This is a genomic window from Streptomyces sp. JH14 (assembly GCF_029428675.1).
Classification (GTDB): Bacteria; Actinomycetota; Actinomycetes; order Streptomycetales; family Streptomycetaceae; genus Streptomyces.
Genome location: NZ_JAJNEL010000001.1, coordinates 5862413 through 5888412, shown reverse-complemented (window position 1 = coordinate 5888412; position 26000 = coordinate 5862413). Strand labels below are relative to the sequence as shown.

Genomic DNA, 26000 nt, shown 5'->3' with positions numbered 1-26000 from the left:
CGCCATGCCCGAATACCGCCGCATCCTCCTCGACGGTGCCGCCGTCGAGACCCTCCGTGACGGAGACGAACTCGTCGCCGGCGACGGCCGCCGCGTCAAGATCGACGACGCCCTGCACCTGCCGCCGGTCGTGCCGTCGAAGGTTGTCGCCGTCCACCTCAACCATCGAAGCCGCGTGGACGAGTTCCAGATCGAGCTCACCCCGACGCCGACCTACTTCCACAAGCCGACCTCCGCCCTCAACTCCCACAAGGGTGCCGTCGTGCGCCCCGAGGGCTGCAAATGGCTCAACTACGAGGGCGAGGTCGCCATCGTCATCGGCAGGACCGCGCGCAACATCTCCCCGGCCGAGGCAGGCGACTACATCGCGGGCTACACCGTCGCCAACGACTACGGCCTGCACGACTTCCGCGACACCGACGCCGGCTCCATGCTCCGCGTCAAGGGCTCCGACACCCTCTGCCCCCTCGGACCGGGTCTCGTCACCGACTGGGACTTCCACGGCAAGTACCTGCGCACCTACGTCAACGGTGAGCTCGTCCAGGACGGCTCGACCGACGAGATGGAGTGGGACATGCACTACCTCGTGGCCGACATCGCCCGCACGATCACCCTTCACCCCGGCGACGTCCTGCTGTCCGGCACCCCGGCCAACTCCCGCCCCGTACAGCCCGGCGACGTCGTCGAGGTCGAAGCCGAGGGCCTCGGCCGGCTCACCAACCACATCGTCCCCGGACCTACCCCCATCCGCGCCGACGTCGGCGCCCAGCCCACCGAGTCCGAGGAAGTGCTGTCCACCGCGCTCGGCGGCGACTGGGAGTTCCGTGGCGTCCGCCCGCCCAAGCGCTGACAGCGCCACAGGACCGCGCCGCACCGGGCCCCACGCGGGGGGTCGTACGGTGCGGCGCGCCCGTAAGGACGCTCCTGTGTGTATCACGCCCTTCAGCGAACGGGAGCCGGCGAGCACCCTGTCCCGGGCCGGAACAGCGAGCGTTCGTTCGTGTGCTTGCACGGTCGGGGTGACCCTGGCCGCCCGGCGCTTCACCGCGCGCAGGGGCCTCACCGACGCGCGCACCCCCATCCACAACCGGCAGGTAGGGTCCCTGACATGACCGAATCCGCCGAGACCACCGAAGACGAGGGCGAAGGAAAGCAGGCCGTGCCCCGCAAGCGGTTGAACTACGGAGCGGGCCGCGAAGCCCTGCTCGGCGCCGCCGTGCGGGTGGTGGCCCGCGGTGGTCTGCGCAAACTCACTTACCGCGCGGTCGCGGAGGAGGCCGGGGTCACCCATGGCCTGGTCGTTCACCACTTCGGCTCGCGTGACGCCCTCATCGAGGAGGCGCTGGCACACGCCGTGCGCACCAGCCTGAGCACCAGCGCACTGGAGCCCGGCACAGGCAAGGTGGCGGACTTCTCCGCCGGACTGACGGAGATGGTGACCGCCGATCCGGACATCCAGGTGTTCCAGTACGAGCTGCTCCTCGAATCCCGCCGCAGGCCCGAGCTGCTGCCACCGTTGCGTGCGCTGTACGACGAGTACTTCGCGGCCACCCACCGCGAGCTCACCCGCATACTGCCGGATGATGCGAATCCGGCGCTGATGCGGTTGGTCTTCGCCGCCCTGGACGGCCTCGTCCTGCACCAGCTCGTGTTCGACGAGCCGACGGTCACCGACGCCGCCCTGGAGGAGCTGAGGGCTCTCCTGCGACTGCTCGACGCCGATGGGGGCGCCGAGGGGGACCACTGACCCCACCGACACATTGCGAGGCCCTGGACACCCGGCGTCCAGGGCCTCGTTCCATTCCGCACCGGAGCCGTCGCCGTACGCGACGAGGCCTGCACCACACGTGACGGGCGGTCGGTTTCAGGGGCTCACTCACCCCGCCTCCCCGACGCCGCTCCACTTTCGGTGCGGGAGGAGTCGGCGGCGCGACGGAAATCCTCTTCAACCCCTTGCCAAACGGATAGTTGCCGCCCAGGATGAGGCAACTCGTTTGGCCTGAAACAAACCACCCTCTCCCATTCCCCGGCAGGTGATCCGAGTGGACAGTCAAACGGTCGCAAGGCAACAGACCGTGCAGGACGCGCCCACCACAGGCAAGCTCAAGCCCAACGCCCTCGGCGTCCTGGGCATCCTCTTCTTCGTCCTCTCCGCGCAGGCCCCGCTGACCGGCATCGCCGGAGCCGCCCCCATCTCCGTCGGCCTCGGCAACGGAGCGGGCGTACCTGCCGCATACGTCGCCGCCGGCCTGGTGATCCTCCTGTTCTCGGTCGGCTTCGTCGCCATGGGCCGCCATGTCGTGGACACGGGCGCCTTCTACACGTACATCGGCAAGGGCCTGGGCCGGACCACCGGATCCGGCAGCGCGGGCGTGGCCCTGTTCGCCTACTGCACCATCCAGGCCGCCATGTACGGGCTGTACGGGGAGCTGGTCAGCGGTCTGGTCTCGCACTACGCGGGTCTGGACACACCGTGGTGGGTCTGGGCTTTGGTCACGATGGTGGTCATCCAGGCGCTCGGCGCCGCCGGCATCGAGATGGGCGCCAAGGTCCTCGCGGTCTTCGTCCTGGCGGAGTTCAGCATCCTGCTCGTCTTCGCGCTGGTCACCCTGCTCAAAGGCGGCGGGCCCGAGGGGCTCGGCTTCACCGAGAGCTTCTCACCGAAATCTGCCCTGCAGGGGGCTCCCGGAGTGGCGATGATGTTCGCCGTGGCATCGATGTTCGGCTTCGAGGCCACCGCCATCTACGGCGAGGAAGCACGCGAACCGCGCAAGACCGTCCCCCGGGCCACCTACCTGTCGGTCGTCGTCGTCACCGGCTTCTTCGCCTTCACCTCCTGGATGCTCATCTCCTCCTACGGTGCTTCGCACGCCACCGCAGCCGCCGGAAAGGCACTGGAGAACGGCGACGCCACGGCGTTCGTCTTCAATCCCGTCGCCGACCAGTTCGGCGGATGGGCTTACGACGTACTGCCGGTCCTGCTCGCAACCTCCCTCTTCGCGGGCATCCTCGCCTTCCACAACTCGGCCAACCGCTACCTGTTCTCGCTCAGCCGCGAGGGGCTGCTGCCCCGCAAGCTGTGTGCGCTCAACCAGCGCCATTCCCCCTGGGCGGCCGGCAGCGTGCAGACCGCGATCGCGCTGGTGCTGGTCGCCCCGTTCGCACTGCTGGGCAAGGACCCCGTGCTGACGCTCTTCTCCTGGTTCAGCGGAGTGGCCGTCCTCGGGATCATGCTCCTGTATTTCCTGACCTCGGTTTCGGTGATCGTCTTCTTCCGGCGCGAGCGCCTCGACACCCGTCCCTGGAACACCCTGATCGCCCCGGCCCTCGGCGCGCTCGGCATCGCGGGCGCCATCTGGCTGATCCTCGCCAACTTCACGACGCTCATCGGCGGTGACCCCGGCACGGCCACCTGGCTCGCGCTCAGCGTCCCGGTGGTCCTGGTGCTGGGCGCCGTGGTGGCGCGGGTGGTGCGCAGCAAGGCGGCCGCGACCGCCTGATCGCCCCTCCCCCTGCGGCGTGCTCCCGGCGAACGGCCCCGGGCGCGCCGCGGGGGCACACCTGCTCCCCGACCTGTACGGCACGGGGCCGGACCGGCCCGGCGGCCCGTCAGGAGCCGCGACTTGAGGGGAACGCCCGAGACGCTGCGCCGAGAGCCGCCACCGAGGTCGGCGAACGGGCAGGGTGGCGGCACGCAGCAGGAGACGGTTTCGCCCCCTGCCGCGTGCCGTTCCACAGGCACGCGGTGGCCGGGCCGCCGTCCGGCATGTTCTCCCACCGCACCCGAGGGCGCCGATCGACGAGGCCACCGGGCTCGTGCCGGCCCATCCGGCATGACGTGCATCAGCACGCCCCCATCAGCCGGCGACGTGGGCCACCTGGTCCAGGAAGCCGTCGACGAGGCGGCGGGTACGGGCGCGAGCGACGGATTCCATGGCGCGGCTGCGTGCGAGCAGTTCGTCCGGGTCGACCCCGTGCCGTACGCACTGCTCCGCGCCGCCGAGGTCGACCCACCCGCGCACCATCGCTGTGGTGACTTCGGGGTGGAACTGCACGCCGAGCGCCCGCCCCACCCGGAAAGCCTGCGTACACACGCTGTTGCGGGCCAGCTCCACGGCACCGGGCGGCAGGACGCAGCGGTCGTAGTGCCACTGGAACCACGGCCCCGGGGGCACCAGGTCGGGTACCTCGGTCTCGATCTCCGTCCATCCGATCTCGGGGTGCGGGGAGGCTTCCACCGAGCCTCCGAGGGCGGTGGCGAGCGCCTGGGCGCCGAAGCAGACGCCGAGGACCGGGATGTCGAGGTCGTAGGCCTTGCGCAGCAGCGCGAGCTCGCCGTCGATCCAACTGCCGACGGCCACGTCGTCGTAGACCGACCAGGGGGCACCGAGGGACACGATCAGGTCCCAGCCGTCGACGTCGGGGAAGTCGAACTCCACATTCGGCGCATGATGGCGGGACTCGGGCACGACCGTCACAGTGGTGAGTTCGTATCCGTGCTCGACAAGGCGGTCCCCGACCCGCCCGGGCTCCGTCACGTGGTCGTGCTTGATGACGAGTGCTCGCACGATGGGCGCTCCCTTGCTCTGTCCATGGACCCGCCGGACCAGCCCGGCCAGGCCAGTCGTATGGATCCAAATGATACGCGGAACCCGCCTCCCGGGAACCCTTGCACGGGGCCGCCCATCGCCATATCGTTTGAGCCCAAATGTAGTGGACGACCTGGAGGCTACCCATGCTGGATGTCACCCATGAGGAGTGGCTGCGCCGAGCCGAGAAGCTGGACCTGTCCGGAGTCCACCACATCGACGGCGCCGACGAACCCGGTGGCGGTGGGAGCTACACCGTCGTCTCTCCACGCAACGGTCAGGTGCTGGCCCAGGTCGCCGACGGAGGCCACGCAGAGGTGGACGCGGCCGTGGCCGCCGCCCGCCGGGCCTTCGACTCCGGCCCCTGGCCGCGCCTCGCGCCCGCCGACCGCGGCCGGGCGCTGCTGCGGATCGCCGATCTGCTGGAACAGCAGCGCGACCAGCTCGCACTCACCATCAGCCTGGAGATGGGCAAGCCCATCACGGACGCGCATGCCATCGAGCTGCGCGCCGCGATCAATACCTTTCGCTGGTACGGACAGTTGGCCGACAAAGTGACCGACGAGTCCCCCCACACCGCCCCGGACGCGCTCGCGCTCGTCACCCGGGAGCCGGCAGGCGTCGTCGGCGCGGTGGTTCCGTGGAACTTCCCCCTGACGCTGGCCTCCTGGAAGGTCGCGCCCGCACTCGCGGCCGGTTGCACCGTCGTACTGAAGCCCTCCGAGAACTCCCCGCTGTCCGCCACGTTGTTGGGTCGCCTCGCGACCGAGGCCGGGCTGCCGCCGGGCGTCCTGAACGTCGTCACCGGCGACGGCCCCACCGCCGGGCGGGCGATCGGCCTGCACCCCGACGTGGACATCCTGGCCTTCACCGGGTCGACCGCCGTGGGACGGCATTTCCTGCGCTACGCCGCCGACTCCAATCTCAAGCGCGTCTGGCTGGAGTTGGGCGGCAAGTCGCCCAACATCATCCTCCCGGACGCCCCCGACCTGGAGAAGGCCGCGGCCACAGCCGCCTGGGGCATCTTCTTCAACCAGGGCGAGATGTGCACGGCACCCTCGCGACTGCTCGTCCACTCCTCCGTCGCCGAACGCGTCACCGAGGCCATCGTGGAGCGCGCACGGGAGCTGCGAGTCGGTGACCCCCTCGACCCCGCCACCGAGATGGGAGCGCTGGCCGGTGAGCGACACCTGGAGCGCGTACGGGACCACATCGGGACCGGCCTTCACGAGGGCGCCCGGTTGAGGACCGGCGGTGACCGCACACTGGCCGGGTCCGGGGGCAGCTTCCTGCAGCCCACCGTCTTCGACCGGGTGGACCCCGGCATGCGGCTGGCCCGGGAGGAGATCTTCGGCCCGGTGCTGTCCGTCCTCACCTTCGAGGACCTCGACGAGGCCGTCGCGCTCGCCAACGCCACCGAGTACGGTCTCGCGGCCGGGCTGTGGACGTCCGACCTGTCCACCGCGCACCGGGTCTCCCGCGCCCTGAAGGCCGGGACGGTCTGGGTCAACTGCTACGAGGAGGGCGACCTGACCGTGCCCTTCGGCGGGATGAAGCAGTCCGGCAACGGCCGCGACAAGTCCGCGCACGCCCTGGAGAAGTACACCGAACTCAAGACCACCTGGATCCAGCTGTGAGACCGCTCATCGCCATTCCGGCCCGCTTCTCCGCGTCCACCTCCGCCCTGCGGTACGCCGCCGAGGTCAACGCCCGGGCCCTCGTCGACGCGGTGTGGCGGGCGGGCGGCGAACCCGTGACCATCCACCCACACGCGCCCGGCGGCACCGCCGACCCCGCCGAGGTGGCCGCCCGGCTCACCCGCTTCGACGGCGTCCTGCTCCCCGGCGGCGGCGACCTCGCCCCGCACCGCTACGGCGATGACGAGGCGCACGACAGCGTCTACGACGTGGACGACGAACAGGACGGCTTCGACCTGGAAGTCGCCCGCCAAGCCCTGGACGCGGGCCTGCCGACGCTCGCGATCTGCCGCGGCCTGCAGGTCGTCAACGTCGCCCTGGGCGGCACCCTGGAGCAGGACATGGGCGGCCCGCAACGCGAGCACCGCCACGTCGTGCACCCGGTGGCGATCCGGCGCGACTCACTCCTGGAACAGGCCACCGGCGCCGAGAAAGTGGAGGCTTCCTGCTACCACCACCAGCGGGTGGACCGTACCGGTGTCGGCCTCACGGTCGTCGCCCGCGCCGCCGACGGCACCGTGGAAGCCCTCGAACTCCCGGGCCTGCACAGCTGGTTCGCCGCCGTGCAATGGCACCCCGAGGACACCGCCCACGAGGACCCGGCCCAGCACGGGCTCTTCGACGCCCTCGTCCGCGCCGCCCGCGGCCGCCGCTGACATCGCCATGGCTTCCTTCGGCCGCCGCGGACGGGACCCGGGCCCGCTCCGGAACTCGACGACATCGCGCTCGGCCGGGTCCTGAGGGGCCCGGTCTCCTCGCGGGGCCCGGTGGCGCAGGACATCGCCATCACCCAGGTGCACCGAGGCCCGATCCGGTGGATCGACCTCATCACGGAGAAACATCGGCGCGACCCTGGCTCCCCCGCCCACGCAACCCGACGGACTCCGAGGCCGTCACCCCGCCATGGGCCCGTCCCGCGGACCGGGCTTCAGCCTCGGTTCACGAACCGAGATTCACGCCTTGGGACGGCGTCCGCTGCGGCGCGGGGCGGGTTCGGCGCCGTCCAGCAGGGCGAGGCGACGCTCCTCGCCCTGCTCCTCCACCTGGAGCACGACCCGGCGCAGTCCCTCCGCGACACTGCGGCACTCCTCGTCGCTGAGCTGACCGGTGACAAATGCCTCTTCCTCGTTGAACTGGGGAAACACTCGTTGCATGAGCTCCTCGCCCTCGTCCGTGAGGCTGAGCAGTACCAGCCTCCCGTCGGTGGGATGACCGGACCGGCGCACCAGCCCCCGCGCCTCCAGAGTGCGCGACACCCCGGTGAGGGTCCCCTTGGAGATGCCCGCTTCCTCCGCCACGTGCCGTGTCTCGGACTCGCCCCAGATCCACACCACCCACAGCACGACGAACGCCGTCCAGGTCAGCTCGGACCCGCGCAGCACGGAGTTCTCCAGGTGCTGCCGGACTGCGGAAGCCGCGCGGTAGATATTGGCCACCACGGCCATCTGCTCGTGCCGGACCGGAATGCCGCCCAGCTTCGCGCCTGCCAGCTTCTCGGCTTCGGTGATGGATCGTTGGCCGGGCACGGGCACACCCCTTCGACGCCATCGCGGCGCGCTGGATCGACAATATCGTTCGGGATCAAATTGTACGGAGTTCCGGGCGACAGGGCACGGGAGGAGTGCCAAGGAGTACGTCTGCCGCTGCGTCGGCAGGACCCGGCCGGGAGACTCCCGCCTCCGAACCGTCGCCGTCCTGAGCGTTGGCCCCCGGCCGGGAGGTATGGCACGGGCAACCCGGGACGACCGGTACCGTGGACCGGTACCGATCTCGTGGACCTCCTGGCGGGCTGCGTGACCCCGTAGGAACGGATGAGGAACCCATGACGACGAACCGCGGACGCAAAGACGTCATCCGCGACCGGATGGCCGCCACCGGCGAGTCGTACAACGTCGCCGCGCGCAATCTGAAGGCGATGAAGGACATGGGCGCCACCCGTGACGCCGTCCTCACGCAGCGCTGGCGCCCGGCGGACTCGCTCGACGTGCCGTGCCCCTGTGGTGGGACCTGCGAGCCCGGCGAGACATGCGACCGCTGCCACGCCCGGCACCGGCATGTGGCGCGCTATCCCGGCAGCGTCACCGATGTGGAGACGTGGGCGGACCGGTACGACTGCATGGGCTGCTCGTCCTCGTACACATTGAGCGTCGTCCTGCCGGGCCGCCCGTGGGGCGTCGCCGAGACGGTGGTGCAGGGCGGGTCCGCGGACCCGGTGGTCAGGGCCCGGGTCTTCCCCGGCGTCGCTCACCCGCTGCTGCGTCCGGAGACGCCCGAGGACGACTGACCGGCTGCGGAGCGCATGCGCCCCGCAGCCGGGCGTCGCGTCAGCTCGCGTCCGGCGCCAGGCGCAGCGAGATCGAGTTGATGCAGTACCGCTGGTCCGTCGGCGTCGGGTAGCCCTCGCCCTCGAAGACGTGTCCCAGGTGCGAGCCGCAGCGTGCGCAGCGCACCTCGGTGCGGACCATGCCGAGGGTGCGGTCCTCGATCAGTTCGACCGCGTCCGTGTCCTTCGGGTCGTAGAACGACGGCCAGCCACAGTGCGACTCGAACTTCGTGTCCGAGCGGAACAGCTCGGCGCCGCAGGCTCGGCAGGAGTACACGCCGGCCGTCTTGGTGTCGGTGTACTCACCAACGAAGGCCGGTTCCGTGCCGGCCTGGCGCAGGACCGCGTACTCGGCGGGCGTCAGCTCTGCCCGCCATTCCTCGTCCGGCTTCTCGATGTCGTACGACACGGTGGCTCCCTCAGCTCGACAGGTGGTCCAGGATCTGCGGGCCGAGGTCCGTGACGTCGCCCGCCCCCATGGTGAGAACGAGGTCGCCGGGCTTCGCCATTCCCGCGATGACCTCGGGGACCGCCGCCTTGTCGTGGACGGCGGTGACGTCGGCGCCGGCCGCCTTCGCCGCGTCGGTGATCAAGGTGCTGGTGATGCCCGGGATCGGGTCCTCGCGGGCCGGGTAGATGTCCAGGACCACGGAGGCGTCGGCGAGGGCGAGGGCCTGGCCCATTTCCGTGCCGAGCTCCTGGGTGCGGGAGAAGAGGTGCGGCTGGAAGACGACCAGCAGGCGCGATCCGGCCGCCGCGCCGCGCATCGCTTCGAGGTCGGCGGTCATCTCCGTCGGGTGGTGCGCGTACGAGTCGATGACCTGGACGCCGGCCGCCTCGCCCTTGAGCTGGAGGCGGCGCTTGACCCCGGTGTACTTGCCGAGCGCGGAGGCCAGGTTGTGGGCCGGGATGCCGAGCGCGACACCGGCGGCGAGGGCGGCGACCGCGTTGAGGGCGTAGTGGCGGCCCGGGACGGAGACCGCGAACGTGAGGAACTTGCCGTTCAGGATGACCGTGACGTCGCTGGTCAGCCCGCGCGGGGTGATCTTGTGGACGCGCACGTCGGCGATCTCGGACTCGCCGTACGTGACGACGTTGAGGGAGGAGAGGTCCCGTACGCGCTTCGTCAGCTCGACCGCGCCGGACTGGTCGGCGGAGACGACCAGGGTGCCGCCGGGGACGATCTTGCCGGCGAACGTCTCGAAGGACTCGTAGATCTCGTCCATCGAGGCGTAATTCGCGTGGTGGTCCAGCTCGACGTTGAGGACGATCGCGACCTCGGGGTCGTACTTCTGGAAGCTGCGGTCGCTCTCGTCGGCCTCGGCGACGAAGATGTCGCCTTCACCGTGCGTCGCGTTCGTGCCGGGCCCGGCGAGATCGCCGCCGATGGCGTACGACGGGTCCAGGCCCAGCTCGGACAGGGCGACGGCCAGCATCGACGTGGTGGTCGTCTTGCCGTGGGTGCCGGCGACGGCGATGGCACGCAGGCCCTGCATCAGCGAGGCAAGCGCGTCCGAACGGTGCACGACGGGGATCGACAGCTCTGCGGCGCGCAGCAGCTCGGGGTTGTCGGCGCGGATGGCGCTGGAGACGACCACGCAGGTGGCGTCGTCCGCGAGATGACCGGCGGCGTGCCCGATGTGGACGGTCGCCCCCAGCGCCCGCAGGGCCTCGGCCGTTCCGGACTCCTTGGCGTCACTGCCCGCGACCTTCGCGCCGCGCTGGGCGAGGATCTTCGCGATGCCCGACATTCCGGCGCCGCCGATGCCGATGAAGTGAGGTCGTTCCATGGCGGCAGGAATACCGGGTGCCATGCGCGTGTCTCCCAAGGTCGATCGAGGTGATGGCCTCCCAGCCTATTCGCTGTGCGCGAAGAGTCTGAGCACCGGTACGCCGACCTTGTGGCGGGCCCTGGACGCCCAGTCGCGGTGGAAGAACTCCTCGACGTAGTGCGGGGCGGTCAGCACGATGACCTCGTCCGCCTGCGCCTCTTCGACGACGGCCTTCAGTTTGTCCAGCGGGTGTTCCTCGACCACCTGCCCGACCGCTTCGGCGCCCGCCTGGCGCAGTGCGGTGACCGAGACCTCGAGTGCCAGCTCGGCGGGCTGTGCGGCGTCCTTGCCCTCGGGTCCGACGAGCTCGCGAGCCGCTTCCTTGATCTCGCCCATCGCCAGGTCGTCGATGGCACGCAGAAGAACGTCGGCCTGGTCACCGCGCGGCTGCATCAGTACGACGAACGAGATCTCTTCCTCCCCGTGGAGGGTCGTGACGAACTCGACGTCCTCGGAGGTGAGGGGTTTCTCGATCATCAAAACGCTGGTGAACACCACAAACGCCCTTCTGTTCCACCGGCCGTCGCAGGCCGTTGCCGAAACCATCCTTCCCCATGATCACACGGGGTCTGCGCGAGCTATTGTGCCCAGCAGGGGCAGAAGCGGAACGGAAAATTCCGCTTATTGTCAGATCCGACGGTACCGACTGAAGAGGAACCCGGCCTCCTCCAGCAGCGACGTCAGGGCGAACCGCTCCGGCACGTCCACCGACGGACCGCCCGCGATCCGCTGGGCGTCCCCGGCGGTCAGCATCGGCGAGAAGGTCAGGCACATCTCGTCCAGCACCCCGGCGGCGACGAACTGTCCGAGCAGCCGGGGCCCGCCCTCCGCCAGCTGCCGCTTGAGGCCACGGTCGGCGAGTTCCCGCACGGCCCTGGCCGGGTCCACCCGGGAGCCCTCCCCGGCGATCACCACCTCGGCGCCCGCCTTCCGGGCCGCCTCGATCCGTTCGGCGGGAGCGCCGGCTCCGGTGAGGACGAGGGTGGGGACGAGCGGCGAGACGTAGAGCGGGAGCGAGAAGTCCAGATCGAGACTGCCGCTGACGACGGCGATCGCCGGTGCGGGCCCCTGCCCGGCCGCCGCCCGCCGCGCGGCGAAGGCGTCCCGGGCCCGCGCGGGCCGGTAGCCCTCCGCACGTACGGTCTCCGCTCCCGCGACGACGACATCGGCCAGGCCGCGCAACGTACCGAAGATCCGCATGTCCGCGTCACAGGAGATCGGCTGCGAGCGGCCGTCGTGCTGAGCGGCGCCGTCGAGCGTGGAGACCATGTTGGCCCGCAGCCAGGGACTGTCCCCCTCGGGGTAGGCATAGGCGTCGGCCAGTACCTCGAGGCTCCACTCCCCTCCTTCGGAGGCCGGTGTCTGGTCGGTCACAGGGAAGAGGCGTCGCATGCCATGCAGTCTTGCACGGCCCTTAAACTTGAGAGCTGTGTCGTCCTCCACCGCCGTGCCTGGGCAGAGCCCCATAGCCGAAACGGCCCCGCTGTCCCTGTGCGCCCTTGAGCCGCACGTCCCTGCCGACCGTCTGGTCGCCGAGATGGTGCCGCCGCCGCGCTTCGACTCGGTGCGCTTCGACACGTACGTACCCGACCCCGACCAGCCCAGCCAGATCGAGGCGGTCAAAGTCCTCGGCGGGTTCGCGACCGGACTCGGCGGGGCGCACGCCACGGGTACGGGCAAGCGCAAGTGGTTCAGCAGGAGGGCCGCGCCGGTGGCCGGGCCGCTCGGCGTGTATCTCGACGGCGGTTACGGCGTCGGCAAGACGCATCTGCTGGCCTCGCTCTGGCACGCCACGCCCGCCGCCCCATCGCTCAAGGCGTTCGGCACCTTCGTCGAGCTGACGAATCTGGTGGGCGCGCTGGGCTTCCAGCAGACCGTGCAGACGCTCAGCGGGCACCGGCTGCTCTGCATCGACGAATTCGAACTCGACGATCCGGGCGACACCGTCCTCGTGTCGTCGCTGCTCAGCAGGCTGGTCGAGGCCGGGGTCGCGCTGGCCGCCACCTCCAACACGCTGCCGGGCAAGCTCGGCGAGGGGCGTTTCGCCGCCGCGGACTTCCTGCGGGAGATCCAGGGCCTGTCCTCGCACTTCCGCCCGCTGCGGATCGACGGCGAGGACTATCGGCACCGCGGACTGCCCGAGGCCCCCGCGCCGTACTCCGACGGGCAGGTCACCAGGGCGGCGTACGCCACCGAGGGCGCGAGCCTGGACGACTTCCCGTCGCTGCTCGACCATCTGGCCCGTGTCCATCCGAGCAGGTACGGCGCGCTGACGGACGGCGTCCGGGCAGTCTGCCTCACCGACGTGCAGCCGGTACCGGACCAGTCGACGGCGCTGCGGCTCGTGGTGCTCGCCGACCGGCTGTACGACCGGGAGATACCGGTGCTCGCTTCGGGGCTCCCGTTCGACCGCCTGTTCAGCGACGAGATGTTGAACGGGGGGTACCGGAAGAAGTACTTCCGGGCAATCTCCCGGCTGACGGCGCTGGCGCGCGACGCAAAGGGACTGGTCGCGCAGTAGGTTCGGATGCGGTAACTCCACCCATCCGAAGGGATCCAGCATGGCAACCACGCGTCAGGCGCACACGGTCTGGGAAGGCAACCTGATCGAGGGCAAGGGCGTTGTCACCTTCGACTCCTCCGGCATCGGGGACTACGCGGTCTCGTGGCCGTCCCGCGCAGAGAAGGCGAACGGCAAGACCAGCCCGGAGGAGCTCATCGCGGCGGCACACTCCAGCTGCTTCTCCATGGCCCTGTCCAACGGTCTGACCTCGGCCGGCAACGCGCCGACCCGGCTGAACACCCAGGCCGAGGTCACCTTCCAGCCCGGCACCGGCATCACCGGCATCCACCTCACCGTGCAGGGCGAGGTGCCCGGTCTCGACGAGGCGGGCTTCATCAAGGCAGCCGAGGACGCCAAGGCGAACTGCCCGGTCAGCCAGGCGCTCACGGGCACGACGATCACGCTGACCGCGTCGCTGCTCTGACACCGCGCGCCACGGCAGACCCGTGACGCACCACCAGGCACAGTGACCCGCATGGTTCCCGCGGAGAGATACGCGTGGTACACACATGCGGGTCACTTCTCCTGTCCGCCAACAGGGAGTTGCCTCATGTCATCAGCACCCACACGACGACAGGTCCTGGCCGGCAGCGGTGCGACCGCTGCCTCGATCGTCTTTGCCGGGGCCTTCTCCGAACTCTTCGCGGGCACCGCCGCCGCCCGTGGCCACAGCGGCTACGGTCCACTGGTCCCCGACCCCGACGGCCTGCTCGACCTGCCGAAGGGTTTCCGCTACCGGGTCCTGTCCCGGCAGGGCGACGAGCTCCGCTCCGGCGAGGGCCCGGTCCCCAGCAACCCCGACGGCATGGCCGCATTCGCCGGCCGCCGGGGCCGCGTCCATCTCGTCCGCAACCACGAGAACCGGAACACCGGGAAGATCGGCGTCCCGACCGTCGACGGTCTCACGTACGACCCGATGGGCAAGGGCGGCTGCACCGCCCTGGAGCTCGACAGCCGTAACGCCGTCCTCGGCGAACGCGTGGCCATCGCTGGTACGGCGGTGAACTGCGCGGGCGGCCGCACCCCCTGGAACACCTGGCTGACCTGCGAGGAGACCGAGGACCGGGCCGGCACCAACGGCTACACCAAGGACCACGGCTTCATCTTCGAGGTGGACGGCGCCGACCCGCACCGCACCGGAGCCGTGCCGCTCACCGCGATGGGCCGGTTCCAGCACGAGGCGATCGCGATCGACCCGAACAACGGGATCGTCTACGAGACGGAGGACGCGTTCGAGAAGCCGTTCGGGCTCTTCTACCGCTTCCTGCCGGAGAAACCGCTGGGCGGCACGGGCTCCTTGCGGGCCGGCGGCGAACTGCAGGCGATGCGGGTGCCCGGCGTCCCCGACCTCTCCGTCGTCCAGGAGACCGGTGCGAGCTTCGACCGGATCGAGTGGGTGCCCGTACCGGATCCGCAGGCCGCTGGGACGCCCATCCGGCTGCAGGACTTCGGGCCGAAGGGCATCACGCACGCCCAGAAGCTGGAGGGCTGCTACTGGGGCGGCTCGTCGGTCTACTTCGTCTCCAGCTTCGCGCAGAGTGCGGCGGGCTCGGCAGCCGATCACTTCGGCCAGGTGTGGCGGTACGAACCCAAGCGCCGCCGCCTCACCCTGGTGGTCGTCTTCGGCCCCGGTACGGATGTCCAACTGCCCGGCGAGTCCCCCGACAACATCTGCCTGGCGTCCGACGGCGGGCTGATGGTGTGCGAGGACGGCAACGGCGCCCAGCATGTGTTCGGTGTGACGCGGCGCGGCGAGGTGTACGCGATGGCGCGCGGCCGGCAGAACATCGGTACGCCCGAGGAGCCGGAGTGGGGTGAGTTCGCCGGGGTCACGTTCGCGCCGGACGGCGCGACGATGTTCGTGAACTGCTACACGCCGGGGACGACGTTCGCGGTGACGGGGCCCTGGCGGTGACGCGCTGAGGAGGCCGGGGGCAGGGGTACCGTCCGCTGCCCCCGGCCGGAGTGCCGTGCCCGACCACCGGCCATACCATCGGCTACTTTCCGTCAGTGACCAACTCTGTAAGAAGATTGACCACCGTCGCCACCATGGGTGCGGTTCTTGGCGCTGCATTGATCGGTTGTGGCGCTGACGCCCCGTCGAAGAGCGTCGGAACGCACGCCGCCCGGCACATGGAGCCCTCCCACCGGCCACCCTCGCCCTCGCCGTCACCGTCCGCGAAGGCCGCCCCGCCCGCGCAGGAGGAGAGGAAGCCGGCCGCGGCGGCGCCGGGGCCGCCCGGTCTCACACCGGTCTTCAAGCGGGCCCGGGACACCACCGACAAGGTCGTGGCACTCACCTTCGACGCCGACATGACGGCCGACGAGGGCCCGCGCGCGGCCGCGGGCGAGCACTTCGACAACCCGGAACTCATCGCCCTGCTGCGCCTGCTGAAGGTGCACACAACGGTGTTCATGACCGGGCGGTGGGCGGACCAGTACCCGTCACAGGCCCGGTCGATCGGCACCGACCCTCTCTTCGAAGTCGCGAACCACTCGTACAGCCACTACGCCTTCACCCCACGGTGCTACGGGCTGCCCGTCGTCGGGAAGGCCGGCATGCGCGCCGAGGTGGAACGGGCCGACGCATCGATCCGGCGAACGGGCGCGCTCAACGTCGTGCCGTACTTCCGCTTCCCCGGCGGCTGTTACGACGACGCAGCGCTGCGCACGCTGGCGGCCGAGAAGATGACGGCGGTGCAGTGGGACGTCGTCAGTGGCGACGCGTTCGCGACGGACGCGGACGTGGTGGCCAAGCAGGTGCTGGACGGGGTGAAGCCGGGCTCCCTGGTCGTCATGCACTGCACACGCAGCGCCGCGCCGGTCACGGCCGACGCGGTCCGCCAGGTGGTGCCGGAGCTGCGGGAGCGCGGCTACCGCTTCGTCAAGGTCTCCGACCTCGTGGGGGAGAAGCGACCGTCCGTCGAAGCGGACGGGGCCGGGTCCGACGAAAGCCCCTAGCCCGAGCAGGCCGTGCGCTGCGCCTCCTGCCACTCGCAGACCGGGCAGAGCGTGATGCCCTTGACCGACTCCGGGTACTCGGTCGGCTTCCGGCACAGCACGCACTCGGCGTACGGAGGTCCGGAGTCCACCGTCTCCGGCCCGGTCGGCAGCTCCGTAGCGGGCGTCTCGCAGTACGACTCGTCCATGCGTACGAGCCTACTCACCCGCGCACCGAAGTCAGCCTGCAGACGACCGCCGCCACAGCGACGGCCACGGCAGCGGCGCTCACCAGGGGCAGGACGGGGATGTGGACCGTGCCGGTCAGCGATCCGGTAACCAGTCCCGTGACGGCGTACTTCGCGGGCGAGCCGCTGGTCACCAGGGACAGCAGCGCGGCGAGCGCCGTGGCTGCGATCGACCAGCCGCGGCGGTGCAGCACCGGGCGGGTGCACAGCGCGCCGACGGCCGCTCCGAGCAGCGCGCAGCACGCGGCGGCGAGGAGACCCGCGAGACCGGCGGGCAGCAGCGGGATGCGGACGGTGTGGTCGGCGTTGGCCGGATCGCTGATCAGCAGCACGATCGCGGTGACCACCGTGCCCAGCAGCCCCGCGCAGCCCACGGCGGTGAGCAGCGACGCCAGGTGGACCCTGGGCTGTCCGGCCACGGCTGCGGCGACCGTCCGTGCGGCGGGCGGTTCCTGGGTGGCGCAGAGCTGGACGAGCCAGGCGGTGACGGGCAGGAGCGCGGCGGCGGCGTAGCCGAGCGAGTCGAGCACGGGCTGCCCCGACTGGACTCCGACGGCGAGGAGGACCGCGTACAGGAGGACGGGGGCGAGCCAGCGCTGGGAGCGGAGCAGCAGGGCGGCCTGGTAGCGGATCAGGGCGGTCATCGGGTCTCCGCCGGTTCGGTGTGCTCGGTCTTCTCCGCCGGTGCGGGCCGCTCTGCCGGTTCGGTCGGTCCGGTTCGGGGCGCCGGTCCGGTTCCAGGTGCTTCCGCAGCCGACAGCTGCCCGATGTGCCACGGCGGGCGGGCCGTGAGCAGAGCGCGCAGGAGTGCGTCCGAGTGCACGGCCGCAACGGTGAGCCGCAGCGTTCCGTCGGGTCCGGGTTCCAGCGCGGGGGCGCCCGGCAGCCCCGCCGGGAGGGCCGCCCCGGGAGCGCCGGTGACCTCGATCCGTACCCGCGGCCCGGTCCCGTGCGCGGCCTCCGGCACGGTGACGGGCATGAGCCCACGGCCCTCGACCCGGTGGGTGGCGTCGACCGCACCCGCCAGCCGCCGCGGATCGTGGTCGACGAAGACGACCGTGGCTCCGGCCGTGATGCGTTCCGCGACGGCACGGTCCAGTTCGTCACGTGCCGCCGTGTCCAGGCCGGTCCATGCCTCGTCCAGGACCAGGAGTTCCGGTTCGGCAAGGAGGGCCTGGGCCACGGCGACCTTCTGGCTGGTGCCCTTGGAGAGTTCCGAGAGCGGTGTACGGGCGTGGCCGGCGGCCCCGAAACGGGCCAGCCAGTCCTGCGCCCGCCCGGTTGCCTCCGCAGTTCGCAGGCCATGGATCCGGCCGAGGTGCACGAGGTACCCGGCCGCGGTGAACGGCAGCGCGGCCGGGAAGCGCTCGGGGACGTACGCCGTACGCGGCCTGCGGCCGGTGATCCGGCCTTCGGTGGGGGCGTCGATCCCCGCGAGCAGCCTCAACAGCGTTGATTTTCCTGTGCCGTTGGCGCCCTCGATGCGGATCAGGGTGCGCGCGGGCAGGTCGAGGTCGACCCCGCGCAGCACCCATGGTCCACCGAGGCCGTACCGCCGGCCCACTCCGTTCAGGTTCAGTTGGCCGACGCCTTCTCGGGCTTCAGCTCGCTCGGCCGTACGATCACGAACCCCTCACCGTCCAGCCGCAGCTGGACGGCCTCTCCGGAGCCCCCGCGCATCATCGAGCCGAAGCTCTGCGAGCGGTGCAGCGACGTCGCGAGCCGGCTGCTCCAGCCGACCACCGCGTCCGTGTCGACGCATACCGGCTGCTGGGGCGTGACCGGAATCACTATGGGATGGCCCTCACACATCAGACCGAGCTTGCCGTACCCGCTGAAGACACTGTTGAAGATCCCGCCGCCGGTCATTCCGGCGCCCTTCACCGTCTTGATCTCGTACGAGAGCGTGGGGTCGAAACAGAGGACGTTGCGGCCGTTGATGGTGAGGACGTCGCCCTGCTCCATCTCCACGATGAAGACGTTGGCGGCCTCGTGCGCGAACCACACCTCACCCTGCCCGCGCACGGCCATGAGCGGCAGCCCCTCGCCGGTGACGGCGCGCTTGAGCATGCCGCCGAGGCCCTGGCCCTTGCGCTCGAACTGCAGATCACCGCGGAAGGCGACCATCGATCCCTGGCGTGCATGCATTTCGCCGTCGACCGCGTACTTGATGGATTTGGCGTTCTGCAGCGTCATTCCGGGCGCCGTGGCGGGCCGGACCATGTTCTCACTGGAAAAGAGATCGCTCTTCATGCGGTGCATCCTCACCCGGAGCACTTCGTTCCGCCAAGAAGCCGGGAAAGTCGAGAGAATCCACGGCTGGCAGACTGGGACGAGTGAGCAGCAACGACACCACTTCCCCCACCCTCTCGGACTCCCCGTTCCAGTCCGAGCCGAACAGTCGCGACGAGGCCCGGCAGTACGTACTGCCGCTGGTCGTGCACATCGAGAAGACCGACCCCCCGGCCCGCACCGACGCGCTGCGCACCGCCGCCCGTGCCGTCCTCGTGATGCTCTCCGACGAGCGGTCGGCGGACGAGGGCGAGTGGGCGCAGGCCATGCGCGACTGGCAGGACGCCCGGATCCGCAAGGTCGTACGGCGGGCGCGCGGCGCGGAGTGGCGCAAGGCGGCCGCCCTGCCCGGCATCACCGTCACGGGCGAGGGCGCCGAAGTCCGGGTGTTCCCGCCGGTGCCCCTGGACGGCTGGCCGAAGGAGCTGGCCAAGCTCCAGGTCTCGGGCACGGACCTGGACGACCCCGAGCCGCCCGCCGCACCCGACCTCTCCGGCCCGGTGCTGTGGCTGAACCCGGAGCTCGGCATGTCAGCGGGCAAGGAGATGGCGCAGGTCGGACACGGTGCGCAGCTCGCCTGGTGGGAGCTGTCCAAGACGGAGCGCAAAGCATGGCGTGAGGCCGGTTTCCCGCTCTCGGTCGCCACCCCGGACGCCGCCCGCTGGGCCGAACTGACCGTGAGCGGGCTGCCTGTGGTGCGCGACGCCGGGTTCACGGAGATCGCACCGGGGTCCTGCACGGTGGTCGCCGACCATCCGGCGCTGCACCGCTGAACATTCCGGTGCGCCGCTTCGTATCTCCCGATACTGCCGTAACCGGCACTACTGACCAGTATCTTGAACGACCAGCCGACCGCCGGTCGTCGGACCGGCGGTGGATTCGACGCCGTCACATCTCGGCCCGGGAGAAACCTTGTTGCGACGCATCAACGGAACGGCCCTCATCATCGCGGCACTTGTCGCCACGATCGGCGCGCTCGCCTTCCCCGTCTGGTCCTACGCCGACCGTTCCGGCACCGGCCAGGCCAATCTCAACGCGTCGTCCGTCGCGACCCAGTGGGGTCCGCTCTCCGCGACCGACCGGGACTTCCTCGTGAAGGTGCGCCTGGCCGGGCTCTGGGAGCTTCCCGCCGGGCAGCAGGCCATCGAGCGTGCACCGAGCGAGGCGGTCAAGGCCGCCGGGGACCATCTGGTGGTCGGGCACACGGATCTGGACCGCCGGGCCCGGGACGTGGCCGCGAAGCTCGGGGTGGAGCTGCCGAACCAGCCCAGCGAGCAGCAGCAGGGCTGGCTGCGCGAGCTGACGGCGGCGAGCGGCGAGGACTACGAGCGCAAGTTCGCCAATCTGCTGCGGGCCGCGCACGGCAAGGTCTTCGGCCTGATCGGCCAGGTCCGGAACACCACCCGCAATTCGCTGATCCGTCAGCTGGCGACCGACGCCAACCAGACCGTGCTGGACCACATCACCATGCTGGAGGCCACCGGCCTCGTCGACTACGACGCGATCGCTCGCGATGCGGCGGCCGCGGCGACGGCCAGTCCGACCGGGCCGCCCCCGCCGGCCGGCGGGGTGGTGCCGCCCCAGCCGGTGCCCGCGGAGCCGACCGGGGACCAGTCGTTCACCTCCCGGCCGTCCACGATGCCGATGCCGATGCCCTGAGCCGCCGGGCCTGCGGCCGGAACCTCAAATCCAGCTCTGAACGTCCCTCCCTTCGGATTGACCACCGCCCGCCGGGGCCATCACCCCTGCACAGGCCGGAGGAGGGGGACGCCATGGAACTGGGAATCGGTATCGGCTGGCGGCCGGAGATCGCGGATGCGGTGGAGGCACTGCCGGGGATCGACTGGGTGGAGACGGTGGCGGAGAACCTCTGCACCGACCATCTGCCCGACTCCCTCGTACGCCTCCGCGCGCGCGGCGTGACCGTCGTCCCACACGGCGTCTCGCTGGGCCTCGGCGGAGCGGACCGGCCCGACCCCGGCCGGCTCGCCGACCTCGCGGCCCGGGCCGCGCTGCTCGGTACGCCCCTGGTCACGGAGCACATCGCGTTCGTGCGGGCCGGTGGGCCGCGCACTGCGTCGCCGGGGCTCGAGGCGGGCCATCTGCTTCCCGTACCGCGGACCTGGGACGCGCTGGACGTCCTGTGCGAGAACGTGCGGATCGCGCAGGACTCGCTCCCGGTGCCGCTGGCGCTGGAGAACATCGCCGCGCTGTTCTCCTGGCCCGGAGAAGAGCTGACGGAGGGGCAGTTCCTGGCGGAGCTGGTCGCACGCACGGGGGTCCGGCTGCTGATCGACGTCGCGAACCTGCACACCAACCACGTCAACCGCGGCGAGGACCCCGCGAGGGCGCTCGACGAGCTGCCCGTGGAGTCGATCGCATACGTACACGTCGCCGGAGGCATCGAGAAGGACGGCGTCTGGCACGACACGCACGCCCACCCGGTGACCCGTCCCGTCCTGGACGTGCTCGCCGAACTCCGCTCCCGGGTCGCCCCGCCCGGCGTTCTCCTGGAGCGCGACGACGACTTCCCTCCGGCGACGGAGCTGGGAGGCGAACTGGCCGCGATCCGCGCCACGTTGGCCACCGCGGGGAGGGCCGGACGGGGGGCGCGGTCCGAGGCGCGGGCGGCCGGGGGCGACGCTGCCGCACCTGCAACCCCGGTCGGGCCCACCGGTGTCACGACCGACGCGGCCACCGGCCCCGGGGGCACCGCCGAGCCGCCCACCGAAGACGCCCGTGACCGTGCCGCTGTCGCCCAGACCGCGCTGCTCTCCGCCCTCGTCGCAGGCACTCCCGCACCGGAGGGGTTCGACCACCGCCGCCTCGCCGTCCAGAGCCGCGCCCTGGCGGCCAAGCGGGCCGACGTCGTCGCCAAAGTGGCACCCGAGCTCCCCGGGATCCTCGGTGACGGATACCGGAAGGCCTTCCTCGCGTACGCCAGGACCCACCCCATGTCCGCCGGATACCGGCGCGACGCACTCGACTTCACCGAGCAGCTGCTGATCTCGGGCCGGCCCGCGGACGACGCAGCCCGGCGCCGTCTGACCCATTGGTGGCAGGACCGCGCGGCCGCCAGGCCGCCGCGTCGCACCACCCGGCTGGTTCGAGCCGCCCGCGCCGCGCTCGTCGGGAGGTGACCGCGATGAACACGGTCGCTCTGCTGGTGACACTCGGCGTCGTGGTCTCCTCGGCCGTCCTGATCACGGGGCTCGCGAAGGCCCGCCGCGGACCCGGTGGCCTCGCGCACGACCTCTACGAGGTGGCCTTCCTGAGCGGCGGGCCCGGCAGGGTCGTGGACACCGCACTCACCGCCCTGCAGGCGGACGGACGGCTGGTGGTCGGCGGCCCCGGCATCGTCGCCCTCCCTCGGCCGGTCGCCCACGACCCGGTGGAACGCGCCGTGCTTCAGGCGCACGGCGCCGCCCCCAACGGCGCACTGCACATGCTGCGGGACGCGGTGATGCGGCACCCGGCCGTGCAGGAGGTGGGCGACGGGCTCGCGGCCCGCGGTCTGCTGGCTGCTCCGGACTCCACCCGGAGGTGGCGCCGGTGGGGCGTGATCCAGGGGGTCGGCTGCCTGCTCGCCGTCCCGGCCTCGTTCGCGGTGACGGTGGCTCAGTTCGTGGCGGAGAGCGACGGTCCCGGCTTCCCGCTCCCCTTCATCATCAAGGTGCTCCCTGCCCTGATCGTGGGCGTCGTGACGGGGCTGGTCTGTGCGGGTATCGCCCGTTCACGGATCACCGGGGCGGGACGGCGGGCCGCCCAGCAGTACCGCGCCGCCCATGCCCACACCGCGGATCCGGCTCACCTCGTGGCGACGCTCGGCCTGCGTGGCCTGCCCGATCCCGTCCTGCGGACACAGCTGATGACCGCGGCGCGGATGCGGACGGCTGCCGCCGGACGTTCGATGCCGCCCACTCATGCGTCCTCGTCCTGCGGCAGCGGCGAACCTCTCATGGCGACGGCGTGGTGCGCCGGTTCGGGCCCCGCGGACTCCGGCTGCGGAAGTTCGAGCGGCAGCTCGGGCGGCAGTGGAGGCAGCAGTTGCAGTGGAGGCAGCAGTTGTGGCGGAAGCAGTAGTTGCGGCGGAAGCAGCGGCGGTTGCGGTTCGGGGGGCAGTTGCAGTTCCGGTTCCAGCTGTTCCAGCAGCAGTGGGTCGAGCTGCGGCGGGTCCAGCTGCGGCAGCAGCTCCTGAGGCGGACCACCGTCCGCATGGTGAAAGGGGCATGGCGCTCCGCGGCCCGCCTCGCATAGAACTCCGTCATGCTCTGGGTTCTGTTGTTGCTGGTCGCATGCGGTGCGGCGGTCCTTTCCTGTCTCCGGCTCTGTCTGGCCGCCGCGTCGGTCGACCGGGCGCGCGACCCGGGAAACGTCGAACTGACCCTGTACGAGACCGCGTTCCTGTCCGGCGGCCCGCGCCGGGTCGCCGACCTCGCCCTCGTCACCATGCATCTGCGCCGCCGCCTGCTGATCGCCCATACCGGCTGGGCCACGGTCGTCGACCCGGAGGGCAGGGACGAGGTCGAGCGCACGGTGATCCGTGCCATCGGCCCGGAGGGCCAGTCGTCGATACCTCCGGTCCGTGTGGCGACCGCCGCCGCCGATGCGGTACGCGCCCTCGCCGACCGCCTTGTCGCGACAGGTCTGGCCCTGCCCGGCGGCGAGCGTACGGACATCGCGGCGGCGGTGCGCGCGGTGCGCGGCTCGGCGGTGCTGACGGTTGTGATGGCGGGTGCGGCGCTGCTGCTTCCGGGCCGGGAACGGGGGTTCGGCAGCCCGGCGGCGGCCGACCTCGTCTGGTTCGGGCTGCCGCTCGTCCTGACACTCGGCGTTCTGGCCATCGCCCGGATGGAGATCCATCCGTACAGTTCCTGGGCCTCCCCCACCGGGCAGCGGCTGCTGGACTCGGTCGCCCCCGCCGGCGGCGCGCACCCTGACATGCTGACGGCGGTCGCCGTACGAGGAGTCCATGCCGTCGACGATCCGGCGCTGCGGGCCGCGTTCCTGGGCGGCGGCCTCCCTGAGCATCCGGGAGATCCGACGCATCGGGGCCATTCCCTATGACATTCGCGAACGGTCCTTCACATCGCTGATCACTCACCCGACCATCCCCCTTCGGTTTCACCGGCTCGTCCGCCTGCACGAAGGGAACAGGCCGGACCCGGTGCGGTGCGCGGTGCCGTGGAGTTCGGCCCGGGGACACTACCCGCCGATGCTGTCGAGTTCCGCGACCGCGTCCGCCGGCAGATGCAGGTCCGCGGCGGCGACGTTCTCGCGCAGGTGGGCGATGGAGGAGGTGCCCGGGATCAGGACGGTGGTGGCCGAGCGCTGGAGCAACCAGGCCAGAGCGACCTGTTGCGGCGAGGCGAGCAACCGGTCGGCGACGGCGGTGAGGGTCTGGGACTGGAGGGGATTGAAGCCGCCGAGGGGGAAGAACGAGGCGAAGGCGATGTTCTCGGCCGCGCACCGGTCGACGAGGGCATCGTCCTGCCGGTTGGCGATGTTGTAGAGGTTCTGCACGGTGACGACGGGGGCGATGGACTGCGCCTCGGTGAGCTGGGCATCGGAGACACCGCTGAGGCCGAGGTGGCGGATCAGGCCCTGCTGCCGCAGTTCGGCCAGGGCACCGAACTGCTCGGCGATGGACTCGTCGCTGCTGCCGTCGAGCGAGCCGAGGCGCAGGTGGACGACGTCCAGCACGTCCAGGCCGAGGTGCTGGAGATTCTCGTGCACCTGGGCCTTGAGGTCGTCGGGCTCCAGCGCGGAGATCCAGCCGCCGTCGCCGCTGCGGCGTGCGCCGACCTTGGTGACGATGCGCAGGTCGGCCGGGTAGGGGTGCAGGGCCTCCCTGATCAGTTCGTTGACGACGAAGGGGCCGTAGAAATCGCTGGTGTCGATGTGGGTGATGCCCAGATCGATCGCCTCGCGCAGCACCGCGTGGGCCCGCGGACGGTCCTTCGGGGGCCCGAAGACGCCGGGTCCGGCCAGTTGCATGGCCCCGTATCCCATGCGGCTGATGGTCAGGTCTTCCGCAAGTGTGAGGGCGCCGCCGGGAACGGTGGTGGTCATGTCGCGCCTTTCGGAGTTCTTGGCAAATCGGTCCGTGCGGTCATCGGAGGACGACCTGGCATGGCTCCACTGTCCGGCAGCCGCGGCCGTCACGGCAGTACCCCGGTGTTCCTGGGAGTGGCAGGGCCAGTCACCGCACGGGGCCGGCCGGCCGGCCGGCCGGGAGGGACCGGCCGGCCGCACGGGACGGAATTACCGTGGACGGCGTGGACAACACCAATGCGCTCGGTGCGTTCCTCCGCGCCCGGCGGGAGCTGGTCCGGCCCGAGGACGTCGGGATCAGCCCGCGGGGACTGCGGCGGGTCCCGGGGCTGCGCAGGGAGGAGGTCGCGACGCTCGCGGGGATCAGCTCGGACTACTACCTGCGGCTTGAGCAGGGCCGCGACCGCAACCCTTCCGTGCAGGTTCTCCAAGCGCTGGCCCACGTCCTGCGGCTCGACGCCGACGCGACCGCCTATCTGATCGACCTGGTCCTGACCCCGTCGCGCCGGGCGGAACGGCCGGTCGCCGAAGAGGTACCGGCGAGCATCCTGCACCTCGTCGACGAGATGCCGATGCCCGCATTCGTGGTGGGCAAGTACTTCGACGTCCTGGCCGCGAACCGCATGGCCCGTGCGCTCTCCCCGAACATGTCGCCCGGAGCCAACAGACTGCGTGCCGCCTTCCTCGACCCGCGGGAACGGGAACTGCACCGGGACTGGTCCAGTGCGACGGTCGGCGTGGTCGCCCAGTTGCGCGCCGCCGCAGGCCCCGACGTCGACGACCCGCGCCTGGCCGCGCTCGTCGAAGAGCTCTCCGTCAAGAGTGATCACTTCCGGAACCTGTGGGCACGCCACGAGGTGCGCCGGCGTGAGAGTGCGGTCAGTCTCCTGCACCATCCGGAAGTGGGCGACCTCGACCTGTTCCGCGACAAACTCGCCGTCAGCGGCACCGACGGACAGCTGCTGCTGGTCGTCTATCACGCCGAGCCGGGGTCCCGCTCCGCACGGTCACTTGCCCTGCTCGGATCCCTGGCCGCCGGCGCCCCCGGCAGAGCTGCCGCTCCCCGCCACGCACCCGGTGAGCGGTGAACCCCGGCGGTGCCGGAAGAGCGCCGGCATCAGTTGTGGGCCCGCAGCGCCTGGCGAGCCATGGGAGGTCGGGGACGGTCGTCGGGCGCGGACGCTCGCCGCGGATGGGTGCCGGCAGCTGCCCGTAGCGCTCTGCCTGCGCGCCCGGGCCCTCTTCGATCCGTTTCGCCGGAGACCCGGGCTCAGGGCGTGCGTGGCCGGACCCGCCGTGCCCGCACGGGAAAACGCGACCGGCCCGCGCCGAGGCGGGCCGGGGACGAGCGGGGGAGGACGGTGCGCTCCCCCGCTCGTGCCGGGAACGCCGCAGGTCAGTGCCTACGACGACCCGGAGCCGAACCCGGTGTCGCTGGAGCGGCGGGCAGCGCACAGGTGTG

Annotated in this window: 27 protein-coding genes; 16 read left to right on the top strand and 11 right to left on the bottom strand. The window is 71.1% G+C overall.

Annotated elements, in window-relative coordinates:
- Positions 1-4 precede the first annotated feature (4 nt).
- From LRD69_RS26535 to LRD69_RS26525, 3 genes are all read left to right on the top strand, one after another.
- Positions 5-850, top strand: a complete 846-nt coding sequence (locus tag LRD69_RS26535; protein WP_277329051.1) for a fumarylacetoacetate hydrolase family protein — start codon at positions 5-7, stop codon at positions 848-850.
- 258 nt (positions 851-1108) lie between these two features.
- The gene (locus tag LRD69_RS26530) at positions 1109-1747 is read left to right on the top strand and encodes a TetR family transcriptional regulator (RefSeq protein WP_277329050.1); all 639 of its coding nucleotides are present in this window, start codon (positions 1109-1111) and stop codon (positions 1745-1747) included.
- 295 nt (positions 1748-2042) lie between these two features.
- On the top strand, positions 2043-3500 hold the full coding sequence (locus LRD69_RS26525; RefSeq protein ID WP_277329049.1) for an APC family permease: 1458 nt from the start codon (positions 2043-2045) through the stop codon (positions 3498-3500).
- 357 nt (positions 3501-3857) lie between these two features.
- On the opposite strand, the gene LRD69_RS26520 is transcribed toward LRD69_RS26525, so the two are convergent.
- Positions 3858-4568, bottom strand: coding sequence for a type 1 glutamine amidotransferase (locus tag LRD69_RS26520; RefSeq protein ID WP_277329048.1), 711 nt, complete (start codon positions 4566-4568; stop codon positions 3858-3860).
- A gap of 167 nt (positions 4569-4735) precedes the next feature.
- Between LRD69_RS26520 and LRD69_RS26515 the strand changes: the two genes are divergently transcribed.
- Positions 4736-6226: an aldehyde dehydrogenase gene (locus tag LRD69_RS26515; protein WP_277329047.1), complete on the top strand. Its 1491-nt coding sequence runs from the start codon at positions 4736-4738 to the stop codon at positions 6224-6226.
- Complete coding sequence (locus tag LRD69_RS26510) at positions 6211-6942, top strand: gamma-glutamyl-gamma-aminobutyrate hydrolase family protein (RefSeq protein WP_277329882.1); 732 nt, start codon at positions 6211-6213, stop codon at positions 6940-6942. Before LRD69_RS26515 ends, LRD69_RS26510 begins: the two co-directional genes overlap by 16 nt.
- A 297-nt stretch (positions 6943-7239) precedes the next feature.
- Here LRD69_RS26510 and LRD69_RS26505 read toward each other — a convergent pair whose 3' ends face one another.
- Positions 7240-7812 (bottom strand): MarR family transcriptional regulator, encoded by a 573-nt coding sequence (locus LRD69_RS26505; RefSeq protein WP_277329046.1) that lies wholly within the window; start codon positions 7810-7812, stop codon positions 7240-7242.
- 296 nt (positions 7813-8108) lie between these two features.
- Here LRD69_RS26505 and LRD69_RS26500 point away from each other — a divergent pair, with 296 nt between their 5' ends.
- Complete coding sequence (locus LRD69_RS26500) at positions 8109-8570, top strand: hypothetical protein (RefSeq protein ID WP_277329045.1); 462 nt, start codon at positions 8109-8111, stop codon at positions 8568-8570.
- 40 nt (positions 8571-8610) lie between these two features.
- On the opposite strand, the gene msrB is transcribed toward LRD69_RS26500, so the two are convergent.
- From msrB to LRD69_RS26480, 4 genes are all read right to left on the bottom strand, one after another.
- Positions 8611-9018, bottom strand: coding sequence for a peptide-methionine (R)-S-oxide reductase MsrB (msrB, locus tag LRD69_RS26495; protein WP_277329044.1), 408 nt, complete (start codon positions 9016-9018; stop codon positions 8611-8613).
- Positions 9019-9028: 10 nt separating this feature from the next.
- Complete coding sequence (gene murC, locus LRD69_RS26490) at positions 9029-10423, bottom strand: UDP-N-acetylmuramate--L-alanine ligase (protein WP_277329043.1); 1395 nt, start codon at positions 10421-10423, stop codon at positions 9029-9031.
- A gap of 42 nt (positions 10424-10465) precedes the next feature.
- Positions 10466-10918: an indole-3-glycerol phosphate synthase gene (locus tag LRD69_RS26485; protein ID WP_277329042.1), complete on the bottom strand. Its 453-nt coding sequence runs from the start codon at positions 10916-10918 to the stop codon at positions 10466-10468.
- Between the two features lie 150 nt (positions 10919-11068).
- Positions 11069-11833: a pyrimidine reductase family protein gene (locus tag LRD69_RS26480; RefSeq protein ID WP_277329041.1), complete on the bottom strand. Its 765-nt coding sequence runs from the start codon at positions 11831-11833 to the stop codon at positions 11069-11071.
- Between the two features lie 37 nt (positions 11834-11870).
- Between LRD69_RS26480 and zapE the strand changes: the two genes are divergently transcribed.
- From zapE to LRD69_RS26460, 4 genes are all read left to right on the top strand, one after another.
- Complete coding sequence (zapE, locus tag LRD69_RS26475; RefSeq protein WP_277329040.1) at positions 11871-12962, top strand: cell division protein ZapE; 1092 nt, start codon at positions 11871-11873, stop codon at positions 12960-12962.
- Positions 12963-13002: 40 nt separating this feature from the next.
- Positions 13003-13428, top strand: coding sequence for an OsmC family protein (locus LRD69_RS26470; RefSeq protein WP_277329039.1), 426 nt, complete (start codon positions 13003-13005; stop codon positions 13426-13428).
- A 126-nt stretch (positions 13429-13554) separates the two neighbouring features.
- Positions 13555-14919, top strand: a complete 1365-nt coding sequence (locus LRD69_RS26465; protein ID WP_277329038.1) for an alkaline phosphatase PhoX — start codon at positions 13555-13557, stop codon at positions 14917-14919.
- A gap of 134 nt (positions 14920-15053) precedes the next feature.
- Positions 15054-15965, top strand: a complete 912-nt coding sequence (locus LRD69_RS26460) for a polysaccharide deacetylase family protein (RefSeq protein ID WP_277329037.1) — start codon at positions 15054-15056, stop codon at positions 15963-15965.
- Here the strand turns inward: LRD69_RS26460 and LRD69_RS26455 are convergent.
- The 4 genes from LRD69_RS26455 to LRD69_RS26440 are packed head-to-tail and all read right to left on the bottom strand — an operon-like array spanning position 15962 to position 18445.
- The gene (locus LRD69_RS26455) at positions 15962-16153 is read right to left on the bottom strand and encodes a hypothetical protein (RefSeq protein WP_277329036.1); all 192 of its coding nucleotides are present in this window, start codon (positions 16151-16153) and stop codon (positions 15962-15964) included. The genes LRD69_RS26460 and LRD69_RS26455 overlap by 4 nt on opposite strands.
- A 14-nt stretch (positions 16154-16167) precedes the next feature.
- Positions 16168-16836: an ABC transporter gene (locus LRD69_RS26450; protein WP_277329035.1), complete on the bottom strand. Its 669-nt coding sequence runs from the start codon at positions 16834-16836 to the stop codon at positions 16168-16170.
- On the bottom strand, positions 16833-17771 hold the full coding sequence (locus tag LRD69_RS26445) for an ATP-binding cassette domain-containing protein (protein WP_277329881.1): 939 nt from the start codon (positions 17769-17771) through the stop codon (positions 16833-16835). Before LRD69_RS26445 ends, LRD69_RS26450 begins: the two co-directional genes overlap by 4 nt.
- A complete protein-coding gene (locus LRD69_RS26440; RefSeq protein ID WP_277329034.1) occupies positions 17768-18445 on the bottom strand; it encodes an AIM24 family protein in 678 nt (225 codons plus the stop codon). Before LRD69_RS26440 ends, LRD69_RS26445 begins: the two co-directional genes overlap by 4 nt.
- A gap of 83 nt (positions 18446-18528) precedes the next feature.
- On the opposite strand from LRD69_RS26440, the gene LRD69_RS26435 reads away from it, so the two are divergent.
- The 5 genes from LRD69_RS26435 to LRD69_RS26415 all read left to right on the top strand — a co-directional run bounded on the left by LRD69_RS26435 (position 18529) and on the right by LRD69_RS26415 (position 23551).
- On the top strand, positions 18529-19257 hold the full coding sequence (locus tag LRD69_RS26435) for a peptidyl-tRNA hydrolase (protein WP_277329033.1): 729 nt from the start codon (positions 18529-18531) through the stop codon (positions 19255-19257).
- Between the two features lie 142 nt (positions 19258-19399).
- A complete protein-coding gene (locus tag LRD69_RS26430) occupies positions 19400-20143 on the top strand; it encodes a DUF4142 domain-containing protein (RefSeq protein ID WP_277329880.1) in 744 nt (247 codons plus the stop codon).
- Positions 20144-20256: 113 nt separating this feature from the next.
- Positions 20257-21624 (top strand): DUF692 domain-containing protein, encoded by a 1368-nt coding sequence (locus LRD69_RS26425; RefSeq protein WP_277329032.1) that lies wholly within the window; start codon positions 20257-20259, stop codon positions 21622-21624.
- Positions 21625-21629: 5 nt separating this feature from the next.
- Entirely contained in the window at positions 21630-22682 is a 1053-nt protein-coding gene (locus LRD69_RS26420) for a TIGR04222 domain-containing membrane protein (RefSeq protein ID WP_277329031.1), read from the top strand.
- Between the two features lie 68 nt (positions 22683-22750).
- Entirely contained in the window at positions 22751-23551 is an 801-nt protein-coding gene (locus tag LRD69_RS26415; protein ID WP_277329030.1) for a TIGR04222 domain-containing membrane protein, read from the top strand.
- Between the two features lie 138 nt (positions 23552-23689).
- On the opposite strand, the gene LRD69_RS26410 is transcribed toward LRD69_RS26415, so the two are convergent.
- Positions 23690-24556, bottom strand: a complete 867-nt coding sequence (locus LRD69_RS26410; RefSeq protein ID WP_277329029.1) for an oxidoreductase — start codon at positions 24554-24556, stop codon at positions 23690-23692.
- Positions 24557-24762: 206 nt separating this feature from the next.
- Between LRD69_RS26410 and LRD69_RS26405 the strand changes: the two genes are divergently transcribed.
- Positions 24763-25626, top strand: a complete 864-nt coding sequence (locus LRD69_RS26405; protein WP_277329028.1) for a helix-turn-helix transcriptional regulator — start codon at positions 24763-24765, stop codon at positions 25624-25626.
- The last annotated feature ends 374 nt before the right edge of the window (positions 25627-26000 follow it).

What these genes read in the sequence shown, in the direction of transcription:
- LRD69_RS26415 (WP_277329030.1), top strand. Translation starts at nt 22,751, where the DNA reads ATGCTCTGGGTTCTGTTGTTGCTGGTCGCATGCGGTGCGGCGGTCCTT.
- LRD69_RS26530 (WP_277329050.1), top strand. Translation starts at nt 1,109, where the DNA reads ATGACCGAATCCGCCGAGACCACCGAAGACGAGGGCGAAGGAAAGCAG.
- LRD69_RS26515 (WP_277329047.1), top strand. Translation starts at nt 4,736, where the DNA reads ATGCTGGATGTCACCCATGAGGAGTGGCTGCGCCGAGCCGAGAAGCTG.
- LRD69_RS26450 (WP_277329035.1), bottom strand. Translation starts at nt 16,836, where the DNA reads ATGACCGCCCTGATCCGCTACCAGGCCGCCCTGCTGCTCCGCTCCCAG.
- LRD69_RS26470 (WP_277329039.1), top strand. Translation starts at nt 13,003, where the DNA reads ATGGCAACCACGCGTCAGGCGCACACGGTCTGGGAAGGCAACCTGATC.
- LRD69_RS26535 (WP_277329051.1), top strand. Translation starts at nt 5, where the DNA reads ATGCCCGAATACCGCCGCATCCTCCTCGACGGTGCCGCCGTCGAGACC.
- LRD69_RS26410 (WP_277329029.1), bottom strand. Translation starts at nt 24,556, where the DNA reads ATGACCACCACCGTTCCCGGCGGCGCCCTCACACTTGCGGAAGACCTG.
- LRD69_RS26485 (WP_277329042.1), bottom strand. Translation starts at nt 10,918, where the DNA reads ATGATCGAGAAACCCCTCACCTCCGAGGACGTCGAGTTCGTCACGACC.
- murC (WP_277329043.1), bottom strand. Translation starts at nt 10,423, where the DNA reads ATGGCACCCGGTATTCCTGCCGCCATGGAACGACCTCACTTCATCGGC.
- LRD69_RS26500 (WP_277329045.1), top strand. Translation starts at nt 8,109, where the DNA reads ATGACGACGAACCGCGGACGCAAAGACGTCATCCGCGACCGGATGGCC.
- LRD69_RS26425 (WP_277329032.1), top strand. Translation starts at nt 20,257, where the DNA reads ATGGAACTGGGAATCGGTATCGGCTGGCGGCCGGAGATCGCGGATGCG.
- LRD69_RS26440 (WP_277329034.1), bottom strand. Translation starts at nt 18,445, where the DNA reads ATGAAGAGCGATCTCTTTTCCAGTGAGAACATGGTCCGGCCCGCCACG.
- LRD69_RS26420 (WP_277329031.1), top strand. Translation starts at nt 21,630, where the DNA reads ATGAACACGGTCGCTCTGCTGGTGACACTCGGCGTCGTGGTCTCCTCG.
- LRD69_RS26455 (WP_277329036.1), bottom strand. Translation starts at nt 16,153, where the DNA reads ATGGACGAGTCGTACTGCGAGACGCCCGCTACGGAGCTGCCGACCGGG.
- LRD69_RS26465 (WP_277329038.1), top strand. Translation starts at nt 13,555, where the DNA reads ATGTCATCAGCACCCACACGACGACAGGTCCTGGCCGGCAGCGGTGCG.
- LRD69_RS26480 (WP_277329041.1), bottom strand. Translation starts at nt 11,833, where the DNA reads ATGCGACGCCTCTTCCCTGTGACCGACCAGACACCGGCCTCCGAAGGA.
- LRD69_RS26460 (WP_277329037.1), top strand. Translation starts at nt 15,054, where the DNA reads ATGGGTGCGGTTCTTGGCGCTGCATTGATCGGTTGTGGCGCTGACGCC.